The following is a 19,110-nucleotide window of genomic DNA, read 5'->3' on the forward strand; positions in this document are numbered from 1 at the left end:
TCTAAGCCTTCCCTTTCCGGGCTTTTTCCGATTTAAGGAACTTTAACAGCAACCCGTACAGGATACATTCATGCAGGCGTTGCCGGGTACTGAAATAGCGGTTAACTGCCATGTGGATCACGCTGCTCAAAAACTTCGCATTCCAGTTGATACTGTAGGTTTGCAGCAGTAATTCAACCTGCGTTCTTTTTTGCTGAAGCAGATCATCGTATGCCAAAAGCAGGTTATTCAGGCTGCCATGATATTTTCGATACAACTGATCAATTTGTATTTTAACTGCCTTGTCATCAAACTCGGTAAAAAAGTAAGCCTGCTGCTTTTCAACAAACTGTAGTTGATCGTTCAGATCCGGGCTCATCAGGTTTAAGTAATCTTTGATCAGCCAAAAAATCAGGAGCCAGTCTTCAGTATCATAACGATTACTTTCAAGCAGCCTGAATACGCTGCAGCAAAATGAAGTTTCAATGCAAAAAAGGCCCTCGGCCTGTTCAATCTGCTGCCCGTAACGTTCCAGTTCGCGCACGTAGGTATCAAGCTGTACAACATGGAGCTGCCCGCTTGTCAAAAATGGCGACAGCACTTCGCGTACTGCCAGGTAAACATTCTGAAAATCAACCTCTTCAAACAAATTAATCCTAACCCTGATGTGATTATCCGGATCATGGTACCGGATAAAAAACCATTGCTTTATTTTAACAGTACCCGAATAATTTAACAGTTCATCAAGTTTCAGCAGCACCTCGTTGGCAATATTACTGCTGAGATATAGCTTGATAAACAACCACTCGCTGCCGGGAAAAAAATTGCGCTGGAGTGTATTTTCCATATATTGGAAATATTGCGGCTTTAAAGGCCTTTCGAAATAAAAGGGTGCAACAAACTGGTGCATATAAGGGTTGCCATCCATATCTTTTACAATCGTTTCATATTGAAAATGAATACATTCAGACAAAATCAAAACCGGGGCCTGCCTTGCTATTTCCTTTGCAAGTACCTGTATACTAATTTCATTTGCAGTATCAATCAGTAATTCATTATCGCCTTTTATTATATAAAATTTATCGGGCAGCAGCCACTCATTCCTAAAGCTGTTAAACAAATCGCCGAATTTATCCATGAACTTTTCGGCTTTGCAAAGTTCGTCCAAAATAGCAGGTGTAAACTTCCAGGTTGCGCGGTGCAGGATAACACCAAAGCCGGTTTCAACGCGCGGAAAAAACACAAAATCGGTTGAGAGCGCCCCCCAGTTAAAACTTAAGCTGCCATTACCCCGCTGATGCTGAATATCGCACAAAAAGGTATAAATGGGGTGCTGCGACCTGTTATAATTATACGCACTGCTTAACCGCGGAATTACTTCCCGCTGATGTTTTTTTGAAAACAGCTTAAACACATTCTGCTCAAGCTTTATGTAGATATCGTCAAGCCTCAAAACCGAACTGCCCTTAGCATCATCAATATAAGCCAGCTCATGGGGCCAGAAAGGCGGGTGCATCATAACGTTTAAGATCCGTTCTTCGGGCATATGGATCACTTCGGCAAACATGGCGTCCGGGCTGTTGGCGGTCTCCTTTGCAGCTATCTCTAAACCTGTTTTATAAATTTCGGCATCCCCAACCGCAAACCGGGCTATCATGCTCAAGGCGCCAGGCCCGGTAACCCTTTCCAGGTATACCACATTGTTTTCAAAAAGCTGAAAAAGCGCGCACATGGAAAATGGCAAATTATCTGCACTGCGCTCTTTGACAAAATTATCGGGTATAATAACCTTATACTGTTTTTCAATTTTTGCGCGGTTTAACAGGTTGAGCATTTTAAAATCTATCTCTGTATAATCCACCCATGAAGGCACTCCCTCACTCCCGGTATACAGCCCTTCTGTAAAAAGGGTTTCATGCTCATACCATTGCCCGTATTCAATTCCTGTATCGGTGTCAAATGCCTCCAAAAGCGGTACGCTCTGCTCCTCGTACCTTTTCCTGAACCTGCCCTTAAACTGTTCAATCCTTTTATTGGGCGCCGGGGCATTCAGGTTATTAAGTAATACAATCCCCTTAGTTATTTTCCATTGCAATGATTGGTCAAGCTCCCGGCTTTCCAGTTCGTTAAACCTGGTTACATGTACCTGGTCTTTGAGCTCCCTGCCGGTTATATGATTAGTAATTTGTTCAATTGCGGTATAGAACAAAAACCAGTTTGAATTTTCAGCACCATCGTTATTAATTTTATTAAGCAATTTGATCAATTCATCAATGGTGTTGCTTAATTCCGTATTATCAGTCTTTTGCAAAAAAACCGGGAAATCATAACCTATTGCCGGTTCAAATGCCGGTTTTAGCAATTGCCCATCAATAAGGTCATTAATAAATGCAATGAAATCATCATGGTCAAAATCCGGGAATTTTTCAAGCAACTGTTGTTTACTCCATATTTTATCACCAACAACAGCAACTATATCATCAAGCACCTCATTGCAGGCAATAGCACTAACCTGGTAAACCCTTTGGTCATCAATAATTTGATAAGTAATGAAACGTAAATCGTCCCCAACTTTATAAAGGGTATTGTTAAGCTTATATCCTGCCGATAATTGATTGGCATTTTCAATTTGTTTGGCAAGCGAAAAGCTCACCACAGCATCAGGCACCGCATGTTTCCTGAACTTTGCTGAAAGTTTCACTTTGTTAGCCGCACCCCAATAAACCGACGAACAACCCGCAAACAACCCAAACGGTGTAGCCCGGTTTGCCATACGGGCCATATATTTATAAAAGCTTGATAGTAATTGCGCTTCTTTTGCCTGCATTTGCTGCCCATGTGCAAAAAAAGCATCCAGTTCATTATAAAGCGATTTACTTGCTATGTAAATACTTTCCTTAATTAGCCTGTTATGCCATAATGTAAGCAAGTTTTTTTTACCGAGCTTTTGTCTGTACGACAAAGCAGCCGAGCGTAAAATTAAACCGTTAATAAAATTAACTTTCATTTATATAAAGGCAAGGTTCAGTATGTAAACAGCCAACTTAAGTTAGGCTATTTTCATTAGCAGGTTATTATGAGCGTTGTCTGTTTCTTGTTGAGCAGCAAGGTTTCCACAAAACTCAATTGGTTAATTATGCTTTTGTCAAAATTGATTTTTAATATTATTTAAGTTCATTGCGCCTTGCTTTTCGGATTAAAATTCCATGCCTTTCCACCTAACGCAAAAACTAATATATTGACAAGACAATCAAATTATAATTGCCTTGCAAGTACACTATCCAAAATATGGCAGCAAAAACTTACAAAATATAATCCTTCAGTATTTAAGAACTTATAATTCCGGGCGCCTCCGCTTATAGTCCACGTTTAGGTTATCAATTTGATAAGCAATCCGCACAACATAGCATGAAACCCGCAAGCGACGACGCTTGCAGGAGCATATGGACGACCGAAACTGCATTAATTACTCTAACAGCAACGCATCCTCATCATCGGTAAGGTTAAGCTGAATGGTATCACTCCCCGCAATCCCTTCAATGCTGCCGCGGATGTGAGCGGCGCTTAGCAGTACTTTATCCAATTGCTTTTCACGGGCTTTCCAAAGTTTTTCCATAGCATCGCGTTCGCGCTGAATGGATTGGCGCATGCTCATATACCCTTCGCGAATGGCCTTCCATTGTTCTGAAAACTCGCTGCTGGTGAGGTAATCGTACAACAGGTGCATTTTATCGCCTCTATTATCCTGCGATTTGGCCAGGTTTGATAACTTCATTACCCCATCCCTTAAAATATAGGATACTGCCTTTACCTCGTCAAAACTACAGATCCAGACACCATCACGTTCGCCAAAGCAATCCATCCCTTTTGGGTAGCATTGGGTTACGATGACGGCTACGTCCACGCCCATACTGCGCATGTCCTTTTTAAGCTTCTCGATCCAATCTGCCGAAAAAGCATTGGTACGCTTGCTTTCATAAATAATGCGGCCGCATTCCTGGCCAAACTGATTGCGTACGGTTTGTACGCAATCGGCCCCGCGTACGCCCTTTCCTACCTCGCTTATGATATCAAACGGGAAATAATTGCGTAATAATTCTTCCAGTATAAGCTCCTGGGCTTCGCCCTGCAGCTGCATGGAGCCTTGCTCCGCTTTGCGCTTCATTTCATCGGCCAGCTTCTTCTGGTCGTCAAGCTGTTTTTCAAGCTCTTTAACCTTTAACTGGTATTCGGTATCTTTTATGCTGTGGCGCTCGGCTTCCTGCTTGCGGATCTGGTCGGTAAGTTCGTTCCGTTGCTCCTGCAGCTTACGCTGTACAGCAAGCTCCATTTCCTCTTCCTTTTGATGCAGTTGTTTCTCGCGCTGTAAAAATTCCAGCTCTTTCTGGCGTGATAGTTTTAGTTTTTCCTCAGTTTCGGCAGCAGAGTTTTTGAGCAGTACAAGCTGGTTCTCAAAATCCTGACTTATGGTTTTACGCAGGTTATCTTCAAGCGTTTGCTGTAATTGCTTTTTTTCGTTGTTAAGCCTTTGTTCAAAGGCTGCCTGCTGCTGGCGCTCCTTATTTAAAAACTCCTCATCCTTTTTGCGGTATTCTTCCTCTTTTTGACGGGTATAATCCATCATTTTAACCCTGAGCTCTTTTTTATACTCCTCGGCCATAACCTCTTCTATCGGAAAACCGAAACCACAACTGGGGCACTTAACTTCTGTAGCCATATTATTTATATAAAAGCTGAAAGCAGAATACACAAAGCTTTAAGCTAATAACTTGATTATTGATACTATTCAATTACTTTATAAAAGGAAAATATTCCCTGTAAATCAAAGATAGGGATTTTACTGTTTAGCACATGATATGGTGCCCACAAGGGGTATTAACATTATTGTAACAAAATGAAACTACAATGATAACAATCTATTGCAAATGCCGTTTATAATACCGAAGTTTATAACATGCAGATATTGAGAATTGGAAAGGTGATGTGGAGTCATGATTATGACCTGGCCACATTAGGGTTGGCAAATGCCGGAGGCGCATTATTTGCATTTACCCCGCCACCACACCATTATAACGGCGAAATTATCCTTACCCCCAAAAGCCTTGTACTTGACGGCGATAGTTATGAACACATCCCGCTTGACAGCCTGGAACAATTATATTTAGGTTTTGATGAGCTTTACAAACGTTCGATGGTGCGGAACAATGGTTTATTCTGGCAACCATTGAGGCTACGCTACAGGCTAAAAGAAGATCTTATCACCTTATATCTTATTGTTGATCATACCCTTTTTGGAGCTAAAAATCAATTGTGGTTTAATACGCTTAAGCAACTGCTTTCCCGGAAAGCCTGAGTTAACCTTCTTTTCTCCTTCCTTTTACCGCATCTCTTTCAAAAACTGATCAGCTAATCAGCAAATTACCAATACAGGTTGTAAAATACCTTATAACGGGTATTTTATAAAAGGAAATATAGTGGCATATTTGCAGCGCATTAATGCGCCAAACACCATTATCACTCTTTATGAAAAAACTTGGTTTCCTGAGGTTATTCAGCTGCTTGCCCCTCATCGCCATCATCATTCCCGACATAACCGAAAAGTTTATCAATCCGGAGTTTAAATTACCCTTTACGCATATAGTAGCGGGCACAGCCCTTATTTCAATAATCGGCATTTGTACATTAATAATCCGCTATCAAAAAAAGCAAGGATTAAAAATGCAGTACCTGCACTCCCAAGCATAGATCTTCCACTGCCTGTATCATAAAACAAGAAAACGGCGCGGGTTATCCGCGCCGTTCCTGTTAATATATCTTTGCAATTATTTGGCTTTGCCAAACTCGCCATTAGCTTTGATAGCAACTTCGTCGCTTACCATAGCGTTACCGAATTTTGAACCGAAGTTAAAGTCAGAACGTTTGATAGTACCGGTTAACTGGAAACCTGCATCATCAGCTTTGCTCATCGGGTTTTGGATAGTACCACGGTACCATAAATCAAATGAAGCCGGTTTGGTTACACCATGTAAGGTTAAATTACCGGTAAGTTTGTAGTGCTTATCAGATGTTTTGGTGATACCAGTGCTGGTAAAAGTAATGGTTGGGTAAGTAGCAACATCAAAAAAATCAGGGCTTGTGATGTGTTTATCGCGCTGATCGTTATCTGTAGTTACTGATGCTGTTTGTATGCTGATCTGGAATTTAGCGTCGCTGAAATCAGGTTTAGCGGCAGTAATGGTTGCATCATAGTTTTTAAAAATACCATCAACGTCAGATACCATTAAGTGGGTTACTGTAAATTTAACGTTTGAGTGGGCTTTGTCTACAGTCCAGGTAGTTTGTGCTGATGCCGTCGTGTAAGTAAATGCTGCTGCTAACAGGATAAGAATCTTTTTCATTGTTTTAATTTCTTTTTTGTTTTTGATTTATGACTCAAAAGTATATAAATGATCGGGACTTTAAATAAAATAAATGTTTAAACATGTTTTTATTGAAATCGGATGACAATATACTACCATTTTAGTAGAACTTACAAGAGCAATAGGCTTTTTTTGAGAAAATTATAGCCTATGTTTTTAAGGTTTTTTGTTTGTTACGGAGCATGATCATCGCCTTACCTGCCCTTACTTTACGGGTAGCCTCCTGTTTAGCCGAACCTACCCAATCGCAATAACCTTGTTTGTATGATTTGGACAGGCTTTCAAAAAATGCACGAGCTTCAGCATCGCTGTCAAGCAGGATCTGCAATTCGGCAGGTGTGCCTTCAATATGCTGGCCGGGTTTAAGCATGGTCTTTTATCTGGGTTTACTTCCTGATAAAGATAATATTAATTGGGATTAACGCCCGGTTGAAAAACCATAATTACGGCGAGTAAAACTACTAAAAGGAATGAGAGGGCTAAAAGTGCGTCGATAAGCAACCTTTGGTTTTTTGATTCCATATTACCATTAATTTAAACAGTAAAAGCTGCAGGTTGGCTTATGATTGAGTTACTGTAGAAACGATATCAGCTCATTATTATTATGAGAAATTTAGTTAAAAAGGCATACGTAACGTAAATTTTATAAAACCTAAAGCAAATAAAATTGTTACCTAAACGTAATTGAGATTTTACTAAATTAAAGTAATTATGTGAGATAGCCCGGCGTAATACCGGGCCATCTTTTTTAAGGGCTGTATAACCAATTATATCCACGTTATATCCACGTCTTTTTATATCATTTAACGCCGATAAAACGGCTGTTCAAAAAAACCATCTACCTTTTTATTAAACTCGCCGGCGTGCTCAACCAACGTGCCATGGCCCGAATTGGGCAGGATCCATAAATATGCATTGGGGATATTTTCGGCTATCTGCACGGTGTGCATTGTTACAATAAGGTCATGATCTCCGGCAATAATAAGCGACGGACATTTAATAGCCTTCAATGCCGATAGTTTAATATTGGGTTCTTTATAATCAAGCATAAAAACCTTCCTGTCGTTCTTTTCTTTAGCGGTAACGAAATGATAATCCTTTTTGCTGGTATATTCTTTTTCCATGTCCCTCCATAACGAAGGGATAAGCGCTGTAGAATCGGGCCAAAGGTTGGCACCGGTCGAGGCCAGTTTTATCACTTTTTCGGGATGGCGCATAGCCATTACCAGGGCATTGATACCGCCATCGCTCCAGCCTATCACATAAGCCGAATCGATGTGCATTATATCAAGCAAAGCAGCAAAATCATCAGCCATCATTTCAAAAGTAAGTGAATCGCGCGGATCGGTAGATTTGCCGTGTGCGCGGCTGTCAACCGCTATAACTTTATACTTTTTAGCAAAATAGGGTATGTTTTTTTCAAAAGCATTAATGCTGCCTCCATTACCGTGGATCATTAACAGGGGTTTGCCTTTACCATAAACCTCGGTATAAAGCTTTATCCCCCTAACATCGTAATACTTGCCGGCAGCGGCGTTATCGCCATAAACAATGCCTTTTTGCTGACTGCAGGCCATAAATGCCTGGCATACCAGTACAACTAACAAAAGTTTTTTTAACATCATGATCGGCCAGATTTAAGTTCATTAAATATACATACATAATGCACAGTTTAAACTTCTGTTGCAGGGCTCAGCAATTATTTTTTAGATAGTGCTGTAAATCAAACATGTATTATATTTGCGCACTTTAACAAAAGCGCTTTTTAAACCATACGGTTAAAACAATATCATACCTATAATTATTTGTTATAGAATGAATGTTATAAACCTGTATACATATATGTTCATGCCTGCTACCTTTCCTAAAAAATATAAAATAGTTACTTCGCTTTTTTCTTTGCTATGTGTGCTTTTCGCCGCCAGGTGTTTCGGGCAACAGCCTGCAGCAGCAACATCCAATCGTTTCAAATTTAAAACGGTTATTATCGATGCCGGTCACGGAGGAAAAGATCCCGGATCACATGGGGCTTATTCAAAGGAAAAAAATGTTTCGTTAAGTATCGCCAAAAAATTAAGGGATGCCATAAACGATGAAATGAGCGGCATAAAAGTAGTAATGACCCGCAGCACCGACGTTTTTATTGAGCTTCATAAACGTACCGACATAGCTAACGACAATCATGGAAACCTGTTCATTTCCATCCATTGCAATTCGTCGCCGCAGCGTAAAGGATCATCGAGGGGAACCTTGCTGCTTGTGTACGGCTTTCACCGCAGCCAGGAACAACGCGAAGCCTTACGCGAAAACGCTTCGATATTTATAGAAAAGGATTATAAGGAGAAATATAATGGCTATGGCGATGATGCTGTAGTAAATACTATTGTACTTAACGCGTTTCAGCAAAAATACCGCAAGCAAAGCATCCAGTTTGGCGATTTAATTGACAACCAGTTCCGTAAAACTAATGGGAGGCATAGTTTGGGCGTAAAAGAACAGGGGGTTTTGGTATTAGCACAAAGCGGCATGCCTGCGGTACTGGTTGAAACAGGTTTTATTAATAATCCATCCGATGAAGCATACCTGAACTCGGCCGGCGGGCAAAACGAAATTGTACGGTCAATACTCACTGCACTAAAGCAATACCGCAATAATCTGGAGGGGAACTGATCGATATAATTGAGCGATTAACTATCACGCTTCTTTTTTATATTTATTACCGGCATTCAAATATTTATTTCAACAACATAACAAAGCAATCGACTTTAACGGGCATTTATGCCTTATATTATCGATTTAAACCGCAATAAAAATTTATTTTATATTTATTATATAAAGCCTTATTCAGCAAAATATCTTTTGTGTTTCCCCGTTTCAAAGGCTAATCAAAACCAAAACACAAATGAAAAAAATCCTTGTCTTAATCCCGGCATTTTTACTGGCATTTCAAATTTCGAAGGCCCAAACTGAAAAAGGTTCACAAACTATCGGCATTGATTTACAATTCCAGCATCAAAAATCATCAGAGAACACCATTCGCCCAGGTTTCGATACCTATAATTCTGATTTTAAACTAACAATTTTCAACGCCGGACCCACTTACAGTTATTTTATCGCCGATAAACTTGATATTGGCACAAGCCTTACTTATGCTTATACCAAGCAAGACAATCGAAACACCAGTTATTCAAGTACTCAAACCACGCGCCAATATGCGGCTGAACTCTTTTTACGGAAATATTTTATGTTTGGCGATAAATTTGGTCTGCGCACAGGTCCTTACATAGGATATGCCCGCTACGATTTTAAATACATAGATGCCGGAACTGCAACCAGGAATAAATCAGATAACTATTTTGCAGGAGCAAATATGGCACTTGTTTATTACCCGGTAAGAAAACTTGGCGTATCTGCCACACTGGCTAATCTTTCTTATAGTCACAGTAAACTAAAAGATGATACACGGCAAACAGGGAGCGGCGATAATGTTACTTTCAATTTGATAAATAATGGTTTAGCACTTTCTGTATTTTATGTATTTGGCGGTAAATAAGCACTAAACTTCAGGGCAGTGGGATACATGCAGTATCCCCACTGCCCTTATTTACTTTACCCTATGAATGATAAACCCGTTATGAACAGTTTCCATACCTACTTTTGGATAATATTCCATAGCAGTTGTGGCCGAAAGCAGTAAAAGCATAGTCTCATCTCCGATAGCCTGTTTGGTTAGTTCAATCAGTTTTTTACCTATTCCCTCTTTTTGATAAGCTTTGGTAACTGCCAGGTCTGAAAGATAGCAACTGTAACAAAAATCGGTAAGTGCGCGTGATATGCCTACCAGTTTATCGCCATCCCAGGCACTCACCACAAGGTTTGAGTTTTGATACATCCTGGCAATTCGCTGCTCGTCATGGGTTGGACGTTTCAACCCTGCTGTGTCATAAAGTTCTATCACTTGCCGGGCTGTTGGTATTGTACCTGTTTTATAAGTTATTTCCATATTGTTGTTGAGTTGTTTACATACTTATATTCAAATGTAAACAGCATCTGCACTATCCCAATAAGCCAGGATTGAGAAAGCAGGTAGTCCAGCAAATATAAAAACGAGAGAAATCAATAAGTTTTTTGAAGTATACTTCAGGATACTTTATAGCAACTGCCTTTAATTACCATTTTTTAAAAATAACAAATACGGCCAGCACAATAAGCCCGAAACCTACCAAATGGTTCCAGCCCAATTTTTCGTTTTTGAAAAGCAGGGTTGTGAATATCATAAATACGGTAAGGGTAATAGCTTCCTGTATGGTTTTTAATTCAACCAGGGTAAAAGGGCCACCGTTTTCCTTGAAGCCGCCTTCATTAGCGGGTACCTGGAACAGGTATTCAAAAAATGCCAACCCCCAGCTTATTAGTATAATGGCTATTAAGCTTAGGTTTTTGCCCCAGTCATACTCCTTAAACTTAAGGTGCCCGTACCAGGCAAATGTCATGAAGGTGTTGGAAATAAACAGGAATGTAACGGTACGCAAGCCTTTCATTAATACAAATATTTGGCGCAAATATCGGTAAATTGAGATTGATATCACCGGCAATTGCAAATTGCTGTATATAGCGCTACAAACTGATTACTAAAACTTGAAAACCAGCTCGGCCCCAAGCGAAAGCGAGTTCCAGTTTTGCTTACCCGAAACATCGCCTAAAGTTAGTTTCTGGGAAAAGAAATTATATTTTGATTCGATACTGATCCCCAATTTAGGAGTTATCGGGAATATTACCCCTACTTTAGGAGCATAATATAGCGATTGCGACCATTTATCATAAACAAATGGATCTATGCCATCAATTTCATAACCCACAGCAAAATCAGTAAAATACACTCCTAAGTTCACACCGCCATAAACTCTGAAGTTATCGGCTACGTCAATATTATAAGCCGCGCCGCCATATGCGGCAATTACAGGCATATCTGCATAATATGTATTTGCAGTTGCGCCGGTGCCTTCAACTGTTTCTGAAATTAAATATTCATCTGGCTTAAAATTCATGTACCCTAAGCTTACATTGGCGGTAAAGGGGCCTAAAAACCGGTAAACGCTGGCATTAAAATAATTGGCGGGCTTAAAGGTATAATTAAAGTTACCTTGCGGGATATCAACACCCGTACCGGCGGCTACCCCCCAGCCATCGCTAAAATTAACTGCGCCGCTGCCGCCGCCGCCATAAGTTAAAGCCCGGCTGGAATGATGCTGGGCCATAGCAGCGTTAAAACAACAAAACAGTATAACTATTAAAAATAGCTTAAAACAGATAGCTGATTTTTTCATGAGGAGTAAATACACCTTGAAGGGAGAGTTTAGATAATGGTGTTTAGGGTTCATTTACCCGTAAAAATAAAAAAATAAAGTTAACCGGGAACACTAAATTAATTTCATAACATGTAAAAGCTACAAAAAAACCCGGTTATAAACCGGGCCTAAGGCTTTAAGGGCAGAGAAATCGCGTTTAAAACATTATAGAAGAATTAAAAGCAGATAAGTGAAAAATTCACACACTAATTTTTCCGAATTATCCGAATGTTTAATATAGAACGAATTTTAATTCGTGTAATTCGATTAATTGTGGCATACCTGCAAGGCAATTCGTGTCAAAATTTTCTCCGCGATTTCTTCGAATAACCACAATTATTTAAAAACGATTCCCCTGGCTTTAAGGGTGCTAAACAATGTACTGGCTTATCAATGATATATTTATAAAAACGACCGGCGGCCACTGGACAAAGCCGGTAATTTATTATTGCAACTGCGAATCAGGCCTATCGCCTAATTTCCGCATGTAGGCTATGCCCAATGTACACGCAATTATAAAAAGCAATAAAAAACATTCAATGTAAATATGAAAAGGAGAAATATCTTTAAAACGGCCAACTATAAAAGTAGAAATATCAGGCAGTAATAAGCCGAACAATGGAAAGCCGGCAAACATTCTTAAAATTGCTAATTTTTCCATAACATTTAAGGTATAAGTTTAATACGTCTAATTTAAAACTTTACAAAGTAATAAAAAAATAATATTTATTAAAAAGCAATAAATATTTTCGGCATGGTTAATGAAACGTTTTTAAAGGATTCGATAATATCAGAGTTTATAATACTCCTCAATTGAGCGGCCTATTTCCTGCAAAGGGATCAAATGATCTCCGAAACGATGCTCAATAATTTCCCAGTAACCTTTTGTTAACCTGGTTATGGTGTAAAAAGCCGAGTAGTTTAATACACTAAACGTAGTTTTATTAGCAGCCGAAGGTATAATTTTATAAGTCCGTTTATTAACTTTTAGTTCAAAAGGCTCCATGGGCATCCGTGTACACAAAAATATTGTGTAACATACAGATATGCAAGCACAATGCACCCCGTATTTTAACCCATTTTACACTACGTATTTTCACCTCAAAAAAGGGTTAAAAAGGCATTGCTTTTACCAATTCCAGTACATTATGTTTTATGGCAGGATCGTTTTCAATGATCTGAACAAGCTCATTATCATCTGATACAGAAACAATTACAAAATTTTTGTCCTGGTTCCAGAAATTACCGCTTATAACTACTTTACCATTGCTTTTAAGATCATCGTAATAACCATTCCTGTCAACTAAACATTGTTCGTTATCCGCAAGACTGCCAATCTCTTCAAAAAAAAGCATTACATGATGAGGATCTTTATAGGCTGATGCATGTACCATAAGTTAACTATTTTATTTAGATACTTAAATGTTAAATTTATTGAGCTAAACAGGTAACCTCTGTTAATATATTACCCGGAGCATTAAAATAAAACCCGTAACCACCCCGCAAGGAGGCCGGAGGTTGGGTTACAGCTATCCCTCCTTTTATCAGGCGGTCATAAACTTCGGCCACCTGCTCATGGCTGTCAACCAAAAAACCGATATGAAAAGCATCCGGGTAGCTGTTGTTGCCATTCCGATTAAAGGTATCGGCCATAAGCACCAGGATAAAGCCATCCTTGCCCTCCATTACCGCCAGCATATTATTGCCTTTTACACCGGTACATTTAAAGTTAAAATATTGCTCAAAAAAATGAGAGCTGGCAGCAACATCGGTCACCGGCAAATTAACATGATTAAGCTTAATAGTAGTTACCGACATAATAATCAGGGTTTTAATGCTTTTAATACAAGGCCGAGTGTTTGTTCCATCAGTTTATCATCCAGTGCAAAACTGCTGTTCACATAGCTATTGCCCTGGTTATGAAATTTAATGAGTTGATAAAGAGGCGCATAAGCTACTGCCCAGTAAACCTCAAAAGGCAACGGTATAAGCTGCTGTTTTTCTTCGGCATTACGCATAAATGCTCCCAGTACCTGTCCGAAATTAACGGTAAGCATGGCCGTTACTTTTTCATAAAAATGAGTATAACGCATAATTTCAATAAACTCCATATCTAATGGACATTTCATGAAATACTCAAGCCTGTTGTGCCATTGTACCCTTAACCCATCTGCAAAATCCATATCGGGCGAAAAATTCTGAAGACTAAAAGTCATCATCTTTTCGGCTGCACCAACGCAAATACTGCTTATTAATTCTTCTTTATCCTTATAATAAATATAGATGGTAGCAGGTGATACCCCTGCGGCCCGGGCAAGTTTATTAACCCCAAAACCGTCAAGCCCTTCAGCAACTATCAACGCTATCGCCTTTTGGCGTATTTGGGCTTCTTTATATTCGTCGCGTGGCCTCATTTCAATACAAATATAAGTGAGCGTTCGTTTATTTAAAATTTTATTTTTATTTTCTAAAAGCAGAAAGCTTAAAACTAACTATAACAACTTGGCTATTAATCACTTTACATAAAACCGGACTACCAGTTTCATATAATTCAGGAAACCTTTACATTACGCAGTATTTGGATGATAGCATTTTATGCAGCCGGGCATGTAACTGTGCCAATTAAAATTAACTTATCAGTTTATAATAGGCAACCACCAAAATTGATATAATAACGAGGGGCAACATCCACAAAGTGTGTTTCCAGCTTTTTACAGTGTTTTTGTATTTTAGCATATAAAACATACTATAAACAAGCATTGTTACGGCCAATACCGCGCAAATACTAACAATTATCTTATTATCAACAATATATACACCTAAAATTGGGGCTATAAGTATCAATGTGACCAGCAATCCATATTTCTCCAGATAATTGGGTTTAGGATTTATTTCGATGGGTTTAATGCCGGCCAGGATTTCTTCTACCCTATCATAGCCCTCAACCTGCCGCGGAATTAATATCCGTTCAAACGGCGCCTTACTTTTTCCTCTTATCTCAAACCGGTTTTCCGCGTTCTTCTCAATGATAGTAATTTCACTTAATGGAACCTGCATATCTTTCAAACCATCTTGCTTACGTGTTATATTCAACTCATCGATAACTAAAGTATAGCTCTCGTATATTTTTCTCCGCTTTTTTGATGTTTTAAAAATAAGATATCCATAAAACAATGCCATGCCAATTACAAACCACATTCCGGTGCCGTCGTTATCCCCATCTTTTAACAGCATGAACGATACTCCACCCCATGCTATCAACATGAGCAAAGTTGTTCTAATGATTATTCTTTTACGCAGCGCAGGGTAGCTTTCGGGATTTAATCTGAATACCTGGGTTTCCATAAGGTTTAAATTCCCCTAAGATAGCTAAAATGACAAACCGAAAACTTGTATCACCATTAAAAAAATCTATAAAAAACACGAACGCTAAAACAATAACCGGGGTCCCGTGTTTTACTATTGTTTAATTAAAAATTATAAAGGCTTTAGCAAGCTATTTTTGAAGGCTTCGATTAATGAATGTAAATTTTATTTAAATTATAAAGAAATAACCCGTACCTTAGCATTGTCATACTAAATGTTAATAATTATGGAAAAATTAATAATATTAAGAATGTTCTTCTGCTTCCCGCTGGTTGGTTTACTGGTTCCTGATGCAGGTATTTTGTTGTCAAATTTTCCTGGCAAGGTTCCGGTGGTTCATGTTGTAATTGAGGTAGCATTATTGGTTTGCATTGCGCTTTGTACTGCCGCAATAGCATACGGAAAAAAACGAAATCAGAACAGGACAAACGAAGCTTCTTTTTCCTGATCACTGATAAAAAAACAAAGGAATATTTCAGTTGGGTTTTAATTAACCTCTCTAACATTGGGGCTTTTACGCCCCAATTTTACCCCAATACCACACTACCCTCCGCTCATTTCTTATTAGTTATAAGATATTTCATGATGGTATAAGTTTTGCCATAATCAATAATAGTTTTTTATTGATATTTGATAAACCGCTACCGCGTTCATGAAAAAAATTCTGTTTCTGCTTTTTTTGCCGTTGTGCTCACTTGCCCAAACAGCAAGTACCTATATCCGGGAGGGAAATTCAAAAGCCAATGCCAGGGATTATAAAGATGCCGTGCAGAACTTTACCCGCGCTATAGAATTAAACAACAAAAATGCCGATGTTTTTTATTACAGGGCTAATGCATATGGCAACCTTAAAGACTATAAGGCGGCTATTAATGATTATGCGCAGGCCATTGCGCTGAAACCAGAGCTGACCAATGCTTACCTGTATAAAGCTAATGCCGAGGCTGCCATACAAGATTATCAAGCCGCCCTTATTGATTTTGACCGGGCGATAGCATTGGGACCAAAAACAGCAGACATGTTCCATTACAGGGGCAATGCCAAAAGCAACATGAGCGATTATACCGGCGCTATTGCCGATTTTACCACCGCACTTCAACTTACGCCAAACAATGCCGACCTGTATAAATACCGTGGCCTGGCCAAAAACAATAATAACGATTTTACCGGAGCCATTGCCGATTATAATATGGCTATCAAACTAAACCCTAACAGCGCCGAGGTTTACCAATATATGGCAGGCAGCAAAGCCAGCATAAACGATTATAATGGCGCTATTGCTGATTATACCAAAACGCTTTCGCTTAATCCTGATAATGCCGAAGCCTATTTTTACCGGGCAAATACCAGGGCAAAACTAAATGATTTAAAAGGTGCTGTTGATGATTATAAAAAAGCGGCCGCTATCAACCCCAACCTTAAAAACCTTTTGCTTTACATGGCTAATGCCCAAAGCAGCCTGGGCGATACCAATGGCGCTCTCGATTATTTTAACAAGGCTATTGCGCAGTCCCCTAAAAATGCAAACCTGTACCTGTACCGCGGAATTATTAAAAGTGACAAGAAAGATAACCAGGCTGCCCTGGAGGATTTTAACAAAGCTATTGCGCTTGACCCTAAAAATGGCGATACATACCAAAGCCGTTCATTTTCAAAACTGGCATTAGGCAATTACGGAGGTGCTAAACTTGATGCCGATTCGGCAATTAAAATAAACCCTAACAGCATAAGTGCTTACGTAAGCCTGAGCAAAGCTAAAATGGCTATGAAGGATACCGCAGGGGTGATTGCAGATTTAACAAAAGCTATTAACCTGAACGGTAAAAGCGATGAAGCCTATTTGTCACGCGGCGATGCCTATCGTGACTTAGGGGTCCCTTTGGCCGCCATTAACGACTACACTAAAGCCATTGCTATAAACCCGGTTTATACTTACGCCTTTTTAAACCGGGCTATTGAAAAAACCAAACTGGGTGATTATACTGCGGCCGTAAATGACCTCGAAAAACTGATCAGCATTGCCCCGCAACAGCAAAATGGCTATTTACGATTGGGTAAAATCAATAATTTTTACAAGTACACTAATAATGGCGTACAACTATTTACTAAGGCTATAACACTGAACCCTGCAATTGCCGATTTTTACCTTTACCGCGGTGAAGCAAAAGCCGCCGCAGGTGACGGCAAAGGGGCCATGGCCGATTATAACACCGGTGTACTCAAAGCACCTAAAAATATAACGTTATTGTTAAAACGTGGCCTGGCCAAAGCAGATGCCGAAGACAACAGCGGCGCCATAGCTGATCTGAGCAGTGCATTAAAAATCGACTCATTATCCGACTCAACCGCTTTAGTTTGGCAAGCTCGCGGCTTTGTAAAAGCCAAACTTAAAAACTATAAAGGCGCCCTTGCCGATCTTGACCGTGCTGTATCAATTTACTCAAACGATGAAACTTTTTTACTCAGGGGCGATACCAAAATGGCTATGAAGGATTATGCCGGCGCTGCCGATGATTATCATAACGCCACCTATATGAACGATGCAAATGTAAAAGCTTACGCGCATAGCGGTATTGCTAAAAGCAATCTTGGGGATGCCCAGGGGGTAAAAGAAGACTTTGCTACCGCGTTTAAACTTGCTCCTAACAATCCGGATCTATATATTGACAGGGCTGCGGCCAAAACAAATTTAAAAGACCTGAACGGAGCCGTCTTGGATTGTAATACCGCAATAAGCCTTGATGCAAAAAATAGCCGGGCCTATTTACAAAGGGGGCTTGCGAAAATAGCTCTTGATGATAAAACAGGCAGCTGCGCCGATATGAATAAAGCTTTAAGTATGGGCTCAAAAGAAGCGGCCGATTCCATTGCAAAATATTGTAAATAACAATAACTTTTTATTTACAATACTCGTAAAATAAATAACTATTAACTGATCTATAAATAACAACCAAGCCCCGCAAGGGGCTTTTACATTTGCGCGGAACTGCGTGGGCTATACAGCCTTCTTACCTGCTATATGTAATTGTTCACGCAGCTCTTTCAATTCCATTTCGTAGGCGCGCATACGGGCCTGTAAAATATCAACCTCGGTACGCATCATTTGTATTTCGGTAATGAGTTTGGCTGATTCGGGCTTGTTGATCATCTTTTCGCCGGTACCAAGGATAAGCCATTCGGGCGAATATTTAAGCTGAAAACAAAGCTTACGGATAAGATAATAGCTAATATCCTGCTTTTTGTTGATCACTTTGCTAATAAACCCCTGATCAACGCCAATAGCACCGGCAAGCCCCAGCTGGCCGCCATGCTCTTTCACAACTACCTTTAACCGTTTTATAATCGCTTCGTCAGACATAAGTGACTGCAATAATAATCATTTTGTTTATCCATGCAATATATAATTGCTTATTGAACAAGCCCCGAAAACAAAAAAGGTCAAATGCCCCAACAGCAAATGACCTTAAAGTAAAACTAACCAACAAAAACTATATATGACAATAAATAAGCTTAGGTTAAAACAACAACTATTTATTTCCTAAATTTTCAAGCAGCTCGCCAAGTTTATCATTATAAACAGGCAAACTGATCTTTCCTGTATTGTAATCACTTGCTATTTGTTGCAGGCTTGCCTCTATTTTCTGCTTCGCATCGTTGCGCATATGCGTATGATAGGTATCGGTAGTGAGCCCTGCATTAATTTTATTAAATTTTTGATCCACACACCTTTTCATAAGTAACGGCTGCACATCGTTCGCATTTTTCAGCAATAAATTAACCCTGCTCCGTTGCTGCTTATCAAACTGTAAAATAACAAATACCAGTCCGAGCCCTCCTATCATAAACAAATAAAAATAATCCATATAAAGCCCTGATATTAAACATTCATTATACATTTTAATACGAAGCCAATAAAATAAGGTTGCATAATATTTAAAACTTTTTTCGAATATTTTTCTAACACAAAAATTACCCGATGCACAAATTTTAAAATACGC

At 39.4% G+C, this 19,110-nt stretch carries 21 protein-coding genes; 5 read left to right on the top strand and 16 right to left on the bottom strand.

The genetic code is table 11. From position 1 onward, the window contains the following. Position 1: 1 nt before the first annotated feature. Both SNE26_RS14535 and SNE26_RS14540 read right to left on the bottom strand, forming a co-directional pair. Entirely contained in the window at positions 2-2,986 is a 2,985-nt protein-coding gene (locus SNE26_RS14535; RefSeq protein WP_321554664.1) for a lantibiotic dehydratase, read from the bottom strand. Between the two features lie 459 nt (positions 2,987-3,445). Beyond that, positions 3,446-4,696, bottom strand: a complete 1,251-nt coding sequence (locus SNE26_RS14540; protein WP_321554665.1) for a DUF2130 domain-containing protein — start codon at positions 4,694-4,696, stop codon at positions 3,446-3,448. A 237-nt stretch (positions 4,697-4,933) separates the two neighbouring features. On the opposite strand from SNE26_RS14540, the gene SNE26_RS14545 reads away from it, so the two are divergent. After that, positions 4,934-5,332 carry a hypothetical protein gene (locus SNE26_RS14545; RefSeq protein ID WP_321554666.1) on the top strand — a complete coding sequence of 133 codons (399 nt, stop codon included), beginning with the start codon at positions 4,934-4,936 and terminating at the stop codon, positions 5,330-5,332. A gap of 469 nt (positions 5,333-5,801) precedes the next feature. Here the strand turns inward: SNE26_RS14545 and SNE26_RS14550 are convergent, their stop codons facing one another. From SNE26_RS14550 to SNE26_RS14560, 3 genes are all read right to left on the bottom strand, one after another. Next, positions 5,802-6,377: a YceI family protein gene (locus SNE26_RS14550; protein ID WP_321554667.1), complete on the bottom strand. Its 576-nt coding sequence runs from the start codon at positions 6,375-6,377 to the stop codon at positions 5,802-5,804. A gap of 169 nt (positions 6,378-6,546) precedes the next feature. Continuing rightward, positions 6,547-6,768, bottom strand: coding sequence for a YdeI/OmpD-associated family protein (locus SNE26_RS14555; protein WP_321554668.1), 222 nt, complete (start codon positions 6,766-6,768; stop codon positions 6,547-6,549). Between the two features lie 433 nt (positions 6,769-7,201). After that, positions 7,202-8,023, bottom strand: a complete 822-nt coding sequence (locus SNE26_RS14560) for an alpha/beta hydrolase (protein WP_321554669.1) — start codon at positions 8,021-8,023, stop codon at positions 7,202-7,204. A 190-nt stretch (positions 8,024-8,213) separates the two neighbouring features. Between SNE26_RS14560 and SNE26_RS14565 the strand changes: the two genes are divergently transcribed. After that, complete coding sequence (locus SNE26_RS14565) at positions 8,214-9,068, top strand: N-acetylmuramoyl-L-alanine amidase (RefSeq protein ID WP_321554670.1); 855 nt, start codon at positions 8,214-8,216, stop codon at positions 9,066-9,068. Between the two features lie 232 nt (positions 9,069-9,300). Continuing rightward, positions 9,301-9,951 (top strand): hypothetical protein, encoded by a 651-nt coding sequence (locus SNE26_RS14570; RefSeq protein WP_321554671.1) that lies wholly within the window; start codon positions 9,301-9,303, stop codon positions 9,949-9,951. Positions 9,952-10,002: 51 nt separating this feature from the next. Here the strand turns inward: SNE26_RS14570 and SNE26_RS14575 are convergent, their stop codons facing one another. The 9 genes from SNE26_RS14575 to SNE26_RS14615 all read right to left on the bottom strand — a co-directional run bounded on the left by SNE26_RS14575 (position 10,003) and on the right by SNE26_RS14615 (position 15,091). Then, the gene (locus SNE26_RS14575) at positions 10,003-10,401 is read right to left on the bottom strand and encodes a GNAT family N-acetyltransferase (protein WP_321554672.1); all 399 of its coding nucleotides are present in this window, start codon (positions 10,399-10,401) and stop codon (positions 10,003-10,005) included. Between the two features lie 166 nt (positions 10,402-10,567). Next, positions 10,568-10,939 (bottom strand): DMT family protein, encoded by a 372-nt coding sequence (locus SNE26_RS14580; RefSeq protein ID WP_090523799.1) that lies wholly within the window; start codon positions 10,937-10,939, stop codon positions 10,568-10,570. 90 nt (positions 10,940-11,029) lie between these two features. Further along, the gene (locus tag SNE26_RS14585; protein WP_321554673.1) at positions 11,030-11,725 is read right to left on the bottom strand and encodes a hypothetical protein; all 696 of its coding nucleotides are present in this window, start codon (positions 11,723-11,725) and stop codon (positions 11,030-11,032) included. Between the two features lie 466 nt (positions 11,726-12,191). Further along, complete coding sequence (locus tag SNE26_RS14590) at positions 12,192-12,407, bottom strand: hypothetical protein (protein WP_321554674.1); 216 nt, start codon at positions 12,405-12,407, stop codon at positions 12,192-12,194. Between the two features lie 129 nt (positions 12,408-12,536). Then, positions 12,537-12,752, bottom strand: coding sequence for a hypothetical protein (locus SNE26_RS14595; RefSeq protein WP_321554675.1), 216 nt, complete (start codon positions 12,750-12,752; stop codon positions 12,537-12,539). Between the two features lie 106 nt (positions 12,753-12,858). After that, positions 12,859-13,140, bottom strand: a complete 282-nt coding sequence (locus SNE26_RS14600; RefSeq protein ID WP_321554676.1) for a YciI family protein — start codon at positions 13,138-13,140, stop codon at positions 12,859-12,861. A gap of 37 nt (positions 13,141-13,177) precedes the next feature. After that, positions 13,178-13,564 carry a VOC family protein gene (locus SNE26_RS14605; protein ID WP_321554677.1) on the bottom strand — a complete coding sequence of 129 codons (387 nt, stop codon included), beginning with the start codon at positions 13,562-13,564 and terminating at the stop codon, positions 13,178-13,180. Between the two features lie 5 nt (positions 13,565-13,569). Next, on the bottom strand, positions 13,570-14,160 hold the full coding sequence (locus SNE26_RS14610) for a TetR/AcrR family transcriptional regulator (protein WP_321554678.1): 591 nt from the start codon (positions 14,158-14,160) through the stop codon (positions 13,570-13,572). A 214-nt stretch (positions 14,161-14,374) separates the two neighbouring features. Further along, complete coding sequence (locus tag SNE26_RS14615) at positions 14,375-15,091, bottom strand: hypothetical protein (RefSeq protein WP_321554679.1); 717 nt, start codon at positions 15,089-15,091, stop codon at positions 14,375-14,377. A 247-nt stretch (positions 15,092-15,338) separates the two neighbouring features. On the opposite strand from SNE26_RS14615, the gene SNE26_RS14620 reads away from it, so the two are divergent. Next, complete coding sequence (locus SNE26_RS14620) at positions 15,339-15,560, top strand: hypothetical protein (RefSeq protein WP_321554680.1); 222 nt, start codon at positions 15,339-15,341, stop codon at positions 15,558-15,560. Between the two features lie 204 nt (positions 15,561-15,764). Further along, positions 15,765-17,999, top strand: coding sequence for a tetratricopeptide repeat protein (locus SNE26_RS14625; RefSeq protein ID WP_321554681.1), 2,235 nt, complete (start codon positions 15,765-15,767; stop codon positions 17,997-17,999). Between the two features lie 108 nt (positions 18,000-18,107). Here SNE26_RS14625 and SNE26_RS14630 read toward each other — a convergent pair whose 3' ends face one another. After that, positions 18,108-18,470 carry a hypothetical protein gene (locus tag SNE26_RS14630; protein WP_321554682.1) on the bottom strand — a complete coding sequence of 121 codons (363 nt, stop codon included), beginning with the start codon at positions 18,468-18,470 and terminating at the stop codon, positions 18,108-18,110. A gap of 169 nt (positions 18,471-18,639) precedes the next feature. Next, positions 18,640-18,975: a hypothetical protein gene (locus SNE26_RS14635; protein ID WP_321554683.1), complete on the bottom strand. Its 336-nt coding sequence runs from the start codon at positions 18,973-18,975 to the stop codon at positions 18,640-18,642. Between the last annotated feature and the right edge of the window lie 135 nt (positions 18,976-19,110).

This window comes from Mucilaginibacter sp. cycad4, from assembly GCF_034263275.1.
Lineage (GTDB): Bacteria > Bacteroidota > Bacteroidia > Sphingobacteriales > Sphingobacteriaceae > Mucilaginibacter.

Bases quoted from the DNA above. Each gene is read 5' to 3' on its own strand.
- SNE26_RS14570 (WP_321554671.1), top strand. From the start codon at position 9,301: ATGAAAAAAATCCTTGTCTTAATCCCGGCATTTTTACTGGCATTTCAA.
- SNE26_RS14560 (WP_321554669.1), bottom strand. From the start codon at position 8,023: ATGATGTTAAAAAAACTTTTGTTAGTTGTACTGGTATGCCAGGCATTT.
- SNE26_RS14555 (WP_321554668.1), bottom strand. From the start codon at position 6,768: ATGCTTAAACCCGGCCAGCATATTGAAGGCACACCTGCCGAATTGCAG.
- SNE26_RS14585 (WP_321554673.1), bottom strand. From the start codon at position 11,725: ATGAAAAAATCAGCTATCTGTTTTAAGCTATTTTTAATAGTTATACTG.
- SNE26_RS14615 (WP_321554679.1), bottom strand. From the start codon at position 15,091: ATGGAAACCCAGGTATTCAGATTAAATCCCGAAAGCTACCCTGCGCTG.
- SNE26_RS14610 (WP_321554678.1), bottom strand. From the start codon at position 14,160: ATGAGGCCACGCGACGAATATAAAGAAGCCCAAATACGCCAAAAGGCG.
- SNE26_RS14535 (WP_321554664.1), bottom strand. From the start codon at position 2,986: ATGAAAGTTAATTTTATTAACGGTTTAATTTTACGCTCGGCTGCTTTG.
- SNE26_RS14580 (WP_090523799.1), bottom strand. From the start codon at position 10,939: ATGAAAGGCTTGCGTACCGTTACATTCCTGTTTATTTCCAACACCTTC.
- SNE26_RS14625 (WP_321554681.1), top strand. From the start codon at position 15,765: ATGAAAAAAATTCTGTTTCTGCTTTTTTTGCCGTTGTGCTCACTTGCC.
- SNE26_RS14595 (WP_321554675.1), bottom strand. From the start codon at position 12,752: ATGGAGCCTTTTGAACTAAAAGTTAATAAACGGACTTATAAAATTATA.
- SNE26_RS14550 (WP_321554667.1), bottom strand. From the start codon at position 6,377: ATGAAAAAGATTCTTATCCTGTTAGCAGCAGCATTTACTTACACGACG.
- SNE26_RS14545 (WP_321554666.1), top strand. From the start codon at position 4,934: ATGCAGATATTGAGAATTGGAAAGGTGATGTGGAGTCATGATTATGAC.
- SNE26_RS14630 (WP_321554682.1), bottom strand. From the start codon at position 18,470: ATGTCTGACGAAGCGATTATAAAACGGTTAAAGGTAGTTGTGAAAGAG.
- SNE26_RS14605 (WP_321554677.1), bottom strand. From the start codon at position 13,564: ATGTCGGTAACTACTATTAAGCTTAATCATGTTAATTTGCCGGTGACC.
- SNE26_RS14600 (WP_321554676.1), bottom strand. From the start codon at position 13,140: ATGGTACATGCATCAGCCTATAAAGATCCTCATCATGTAATGCTTTTT.
- SNE26_RS14590 (WP_321554674.1), bottom strand. From the start codon at position 12,407: ATGGAAAAATTAGCAATTTTAAGAATGTTTGCCGGCTTTCCATTGTTC.
- SNE26_RS14565 (WP_321554670.1), top strand. From the start codon at position 8,214: ATGAATGTTATAAACCTGTATACATATATGTTCATGCCTGCTACCTTT.
- SNE26_RS14635 (WP_321554683.1), bottom strand. From the start codon at position 18,975: ATGGATTATTTTTATTTGTTTATGATAGGAGGGCTCGGACTGGTATTT.
- SNE26_RS14540 (WP_321554665.1), bottom strand. From the start codon at position 4,696: ATGGCTACAGAAGTTAAGTGCCCCAGTTGTGGTTTCGGTTTTCCGATA.
- SNE26_RS14575 (WP_321554672.1), bottom strand. From the start codon at position 10,401: ATGGAAATAACTTATAAAACAGGTACAATACCAACAGCCCGGCAAGTG.
- SNE26_RS14620 (WP_321554680.1), top strand. From the start codon at position 15,339: ATGGAAAAATTAATAATATTAAGAATGTTCTTCTGCTTCCCGCTGGTT.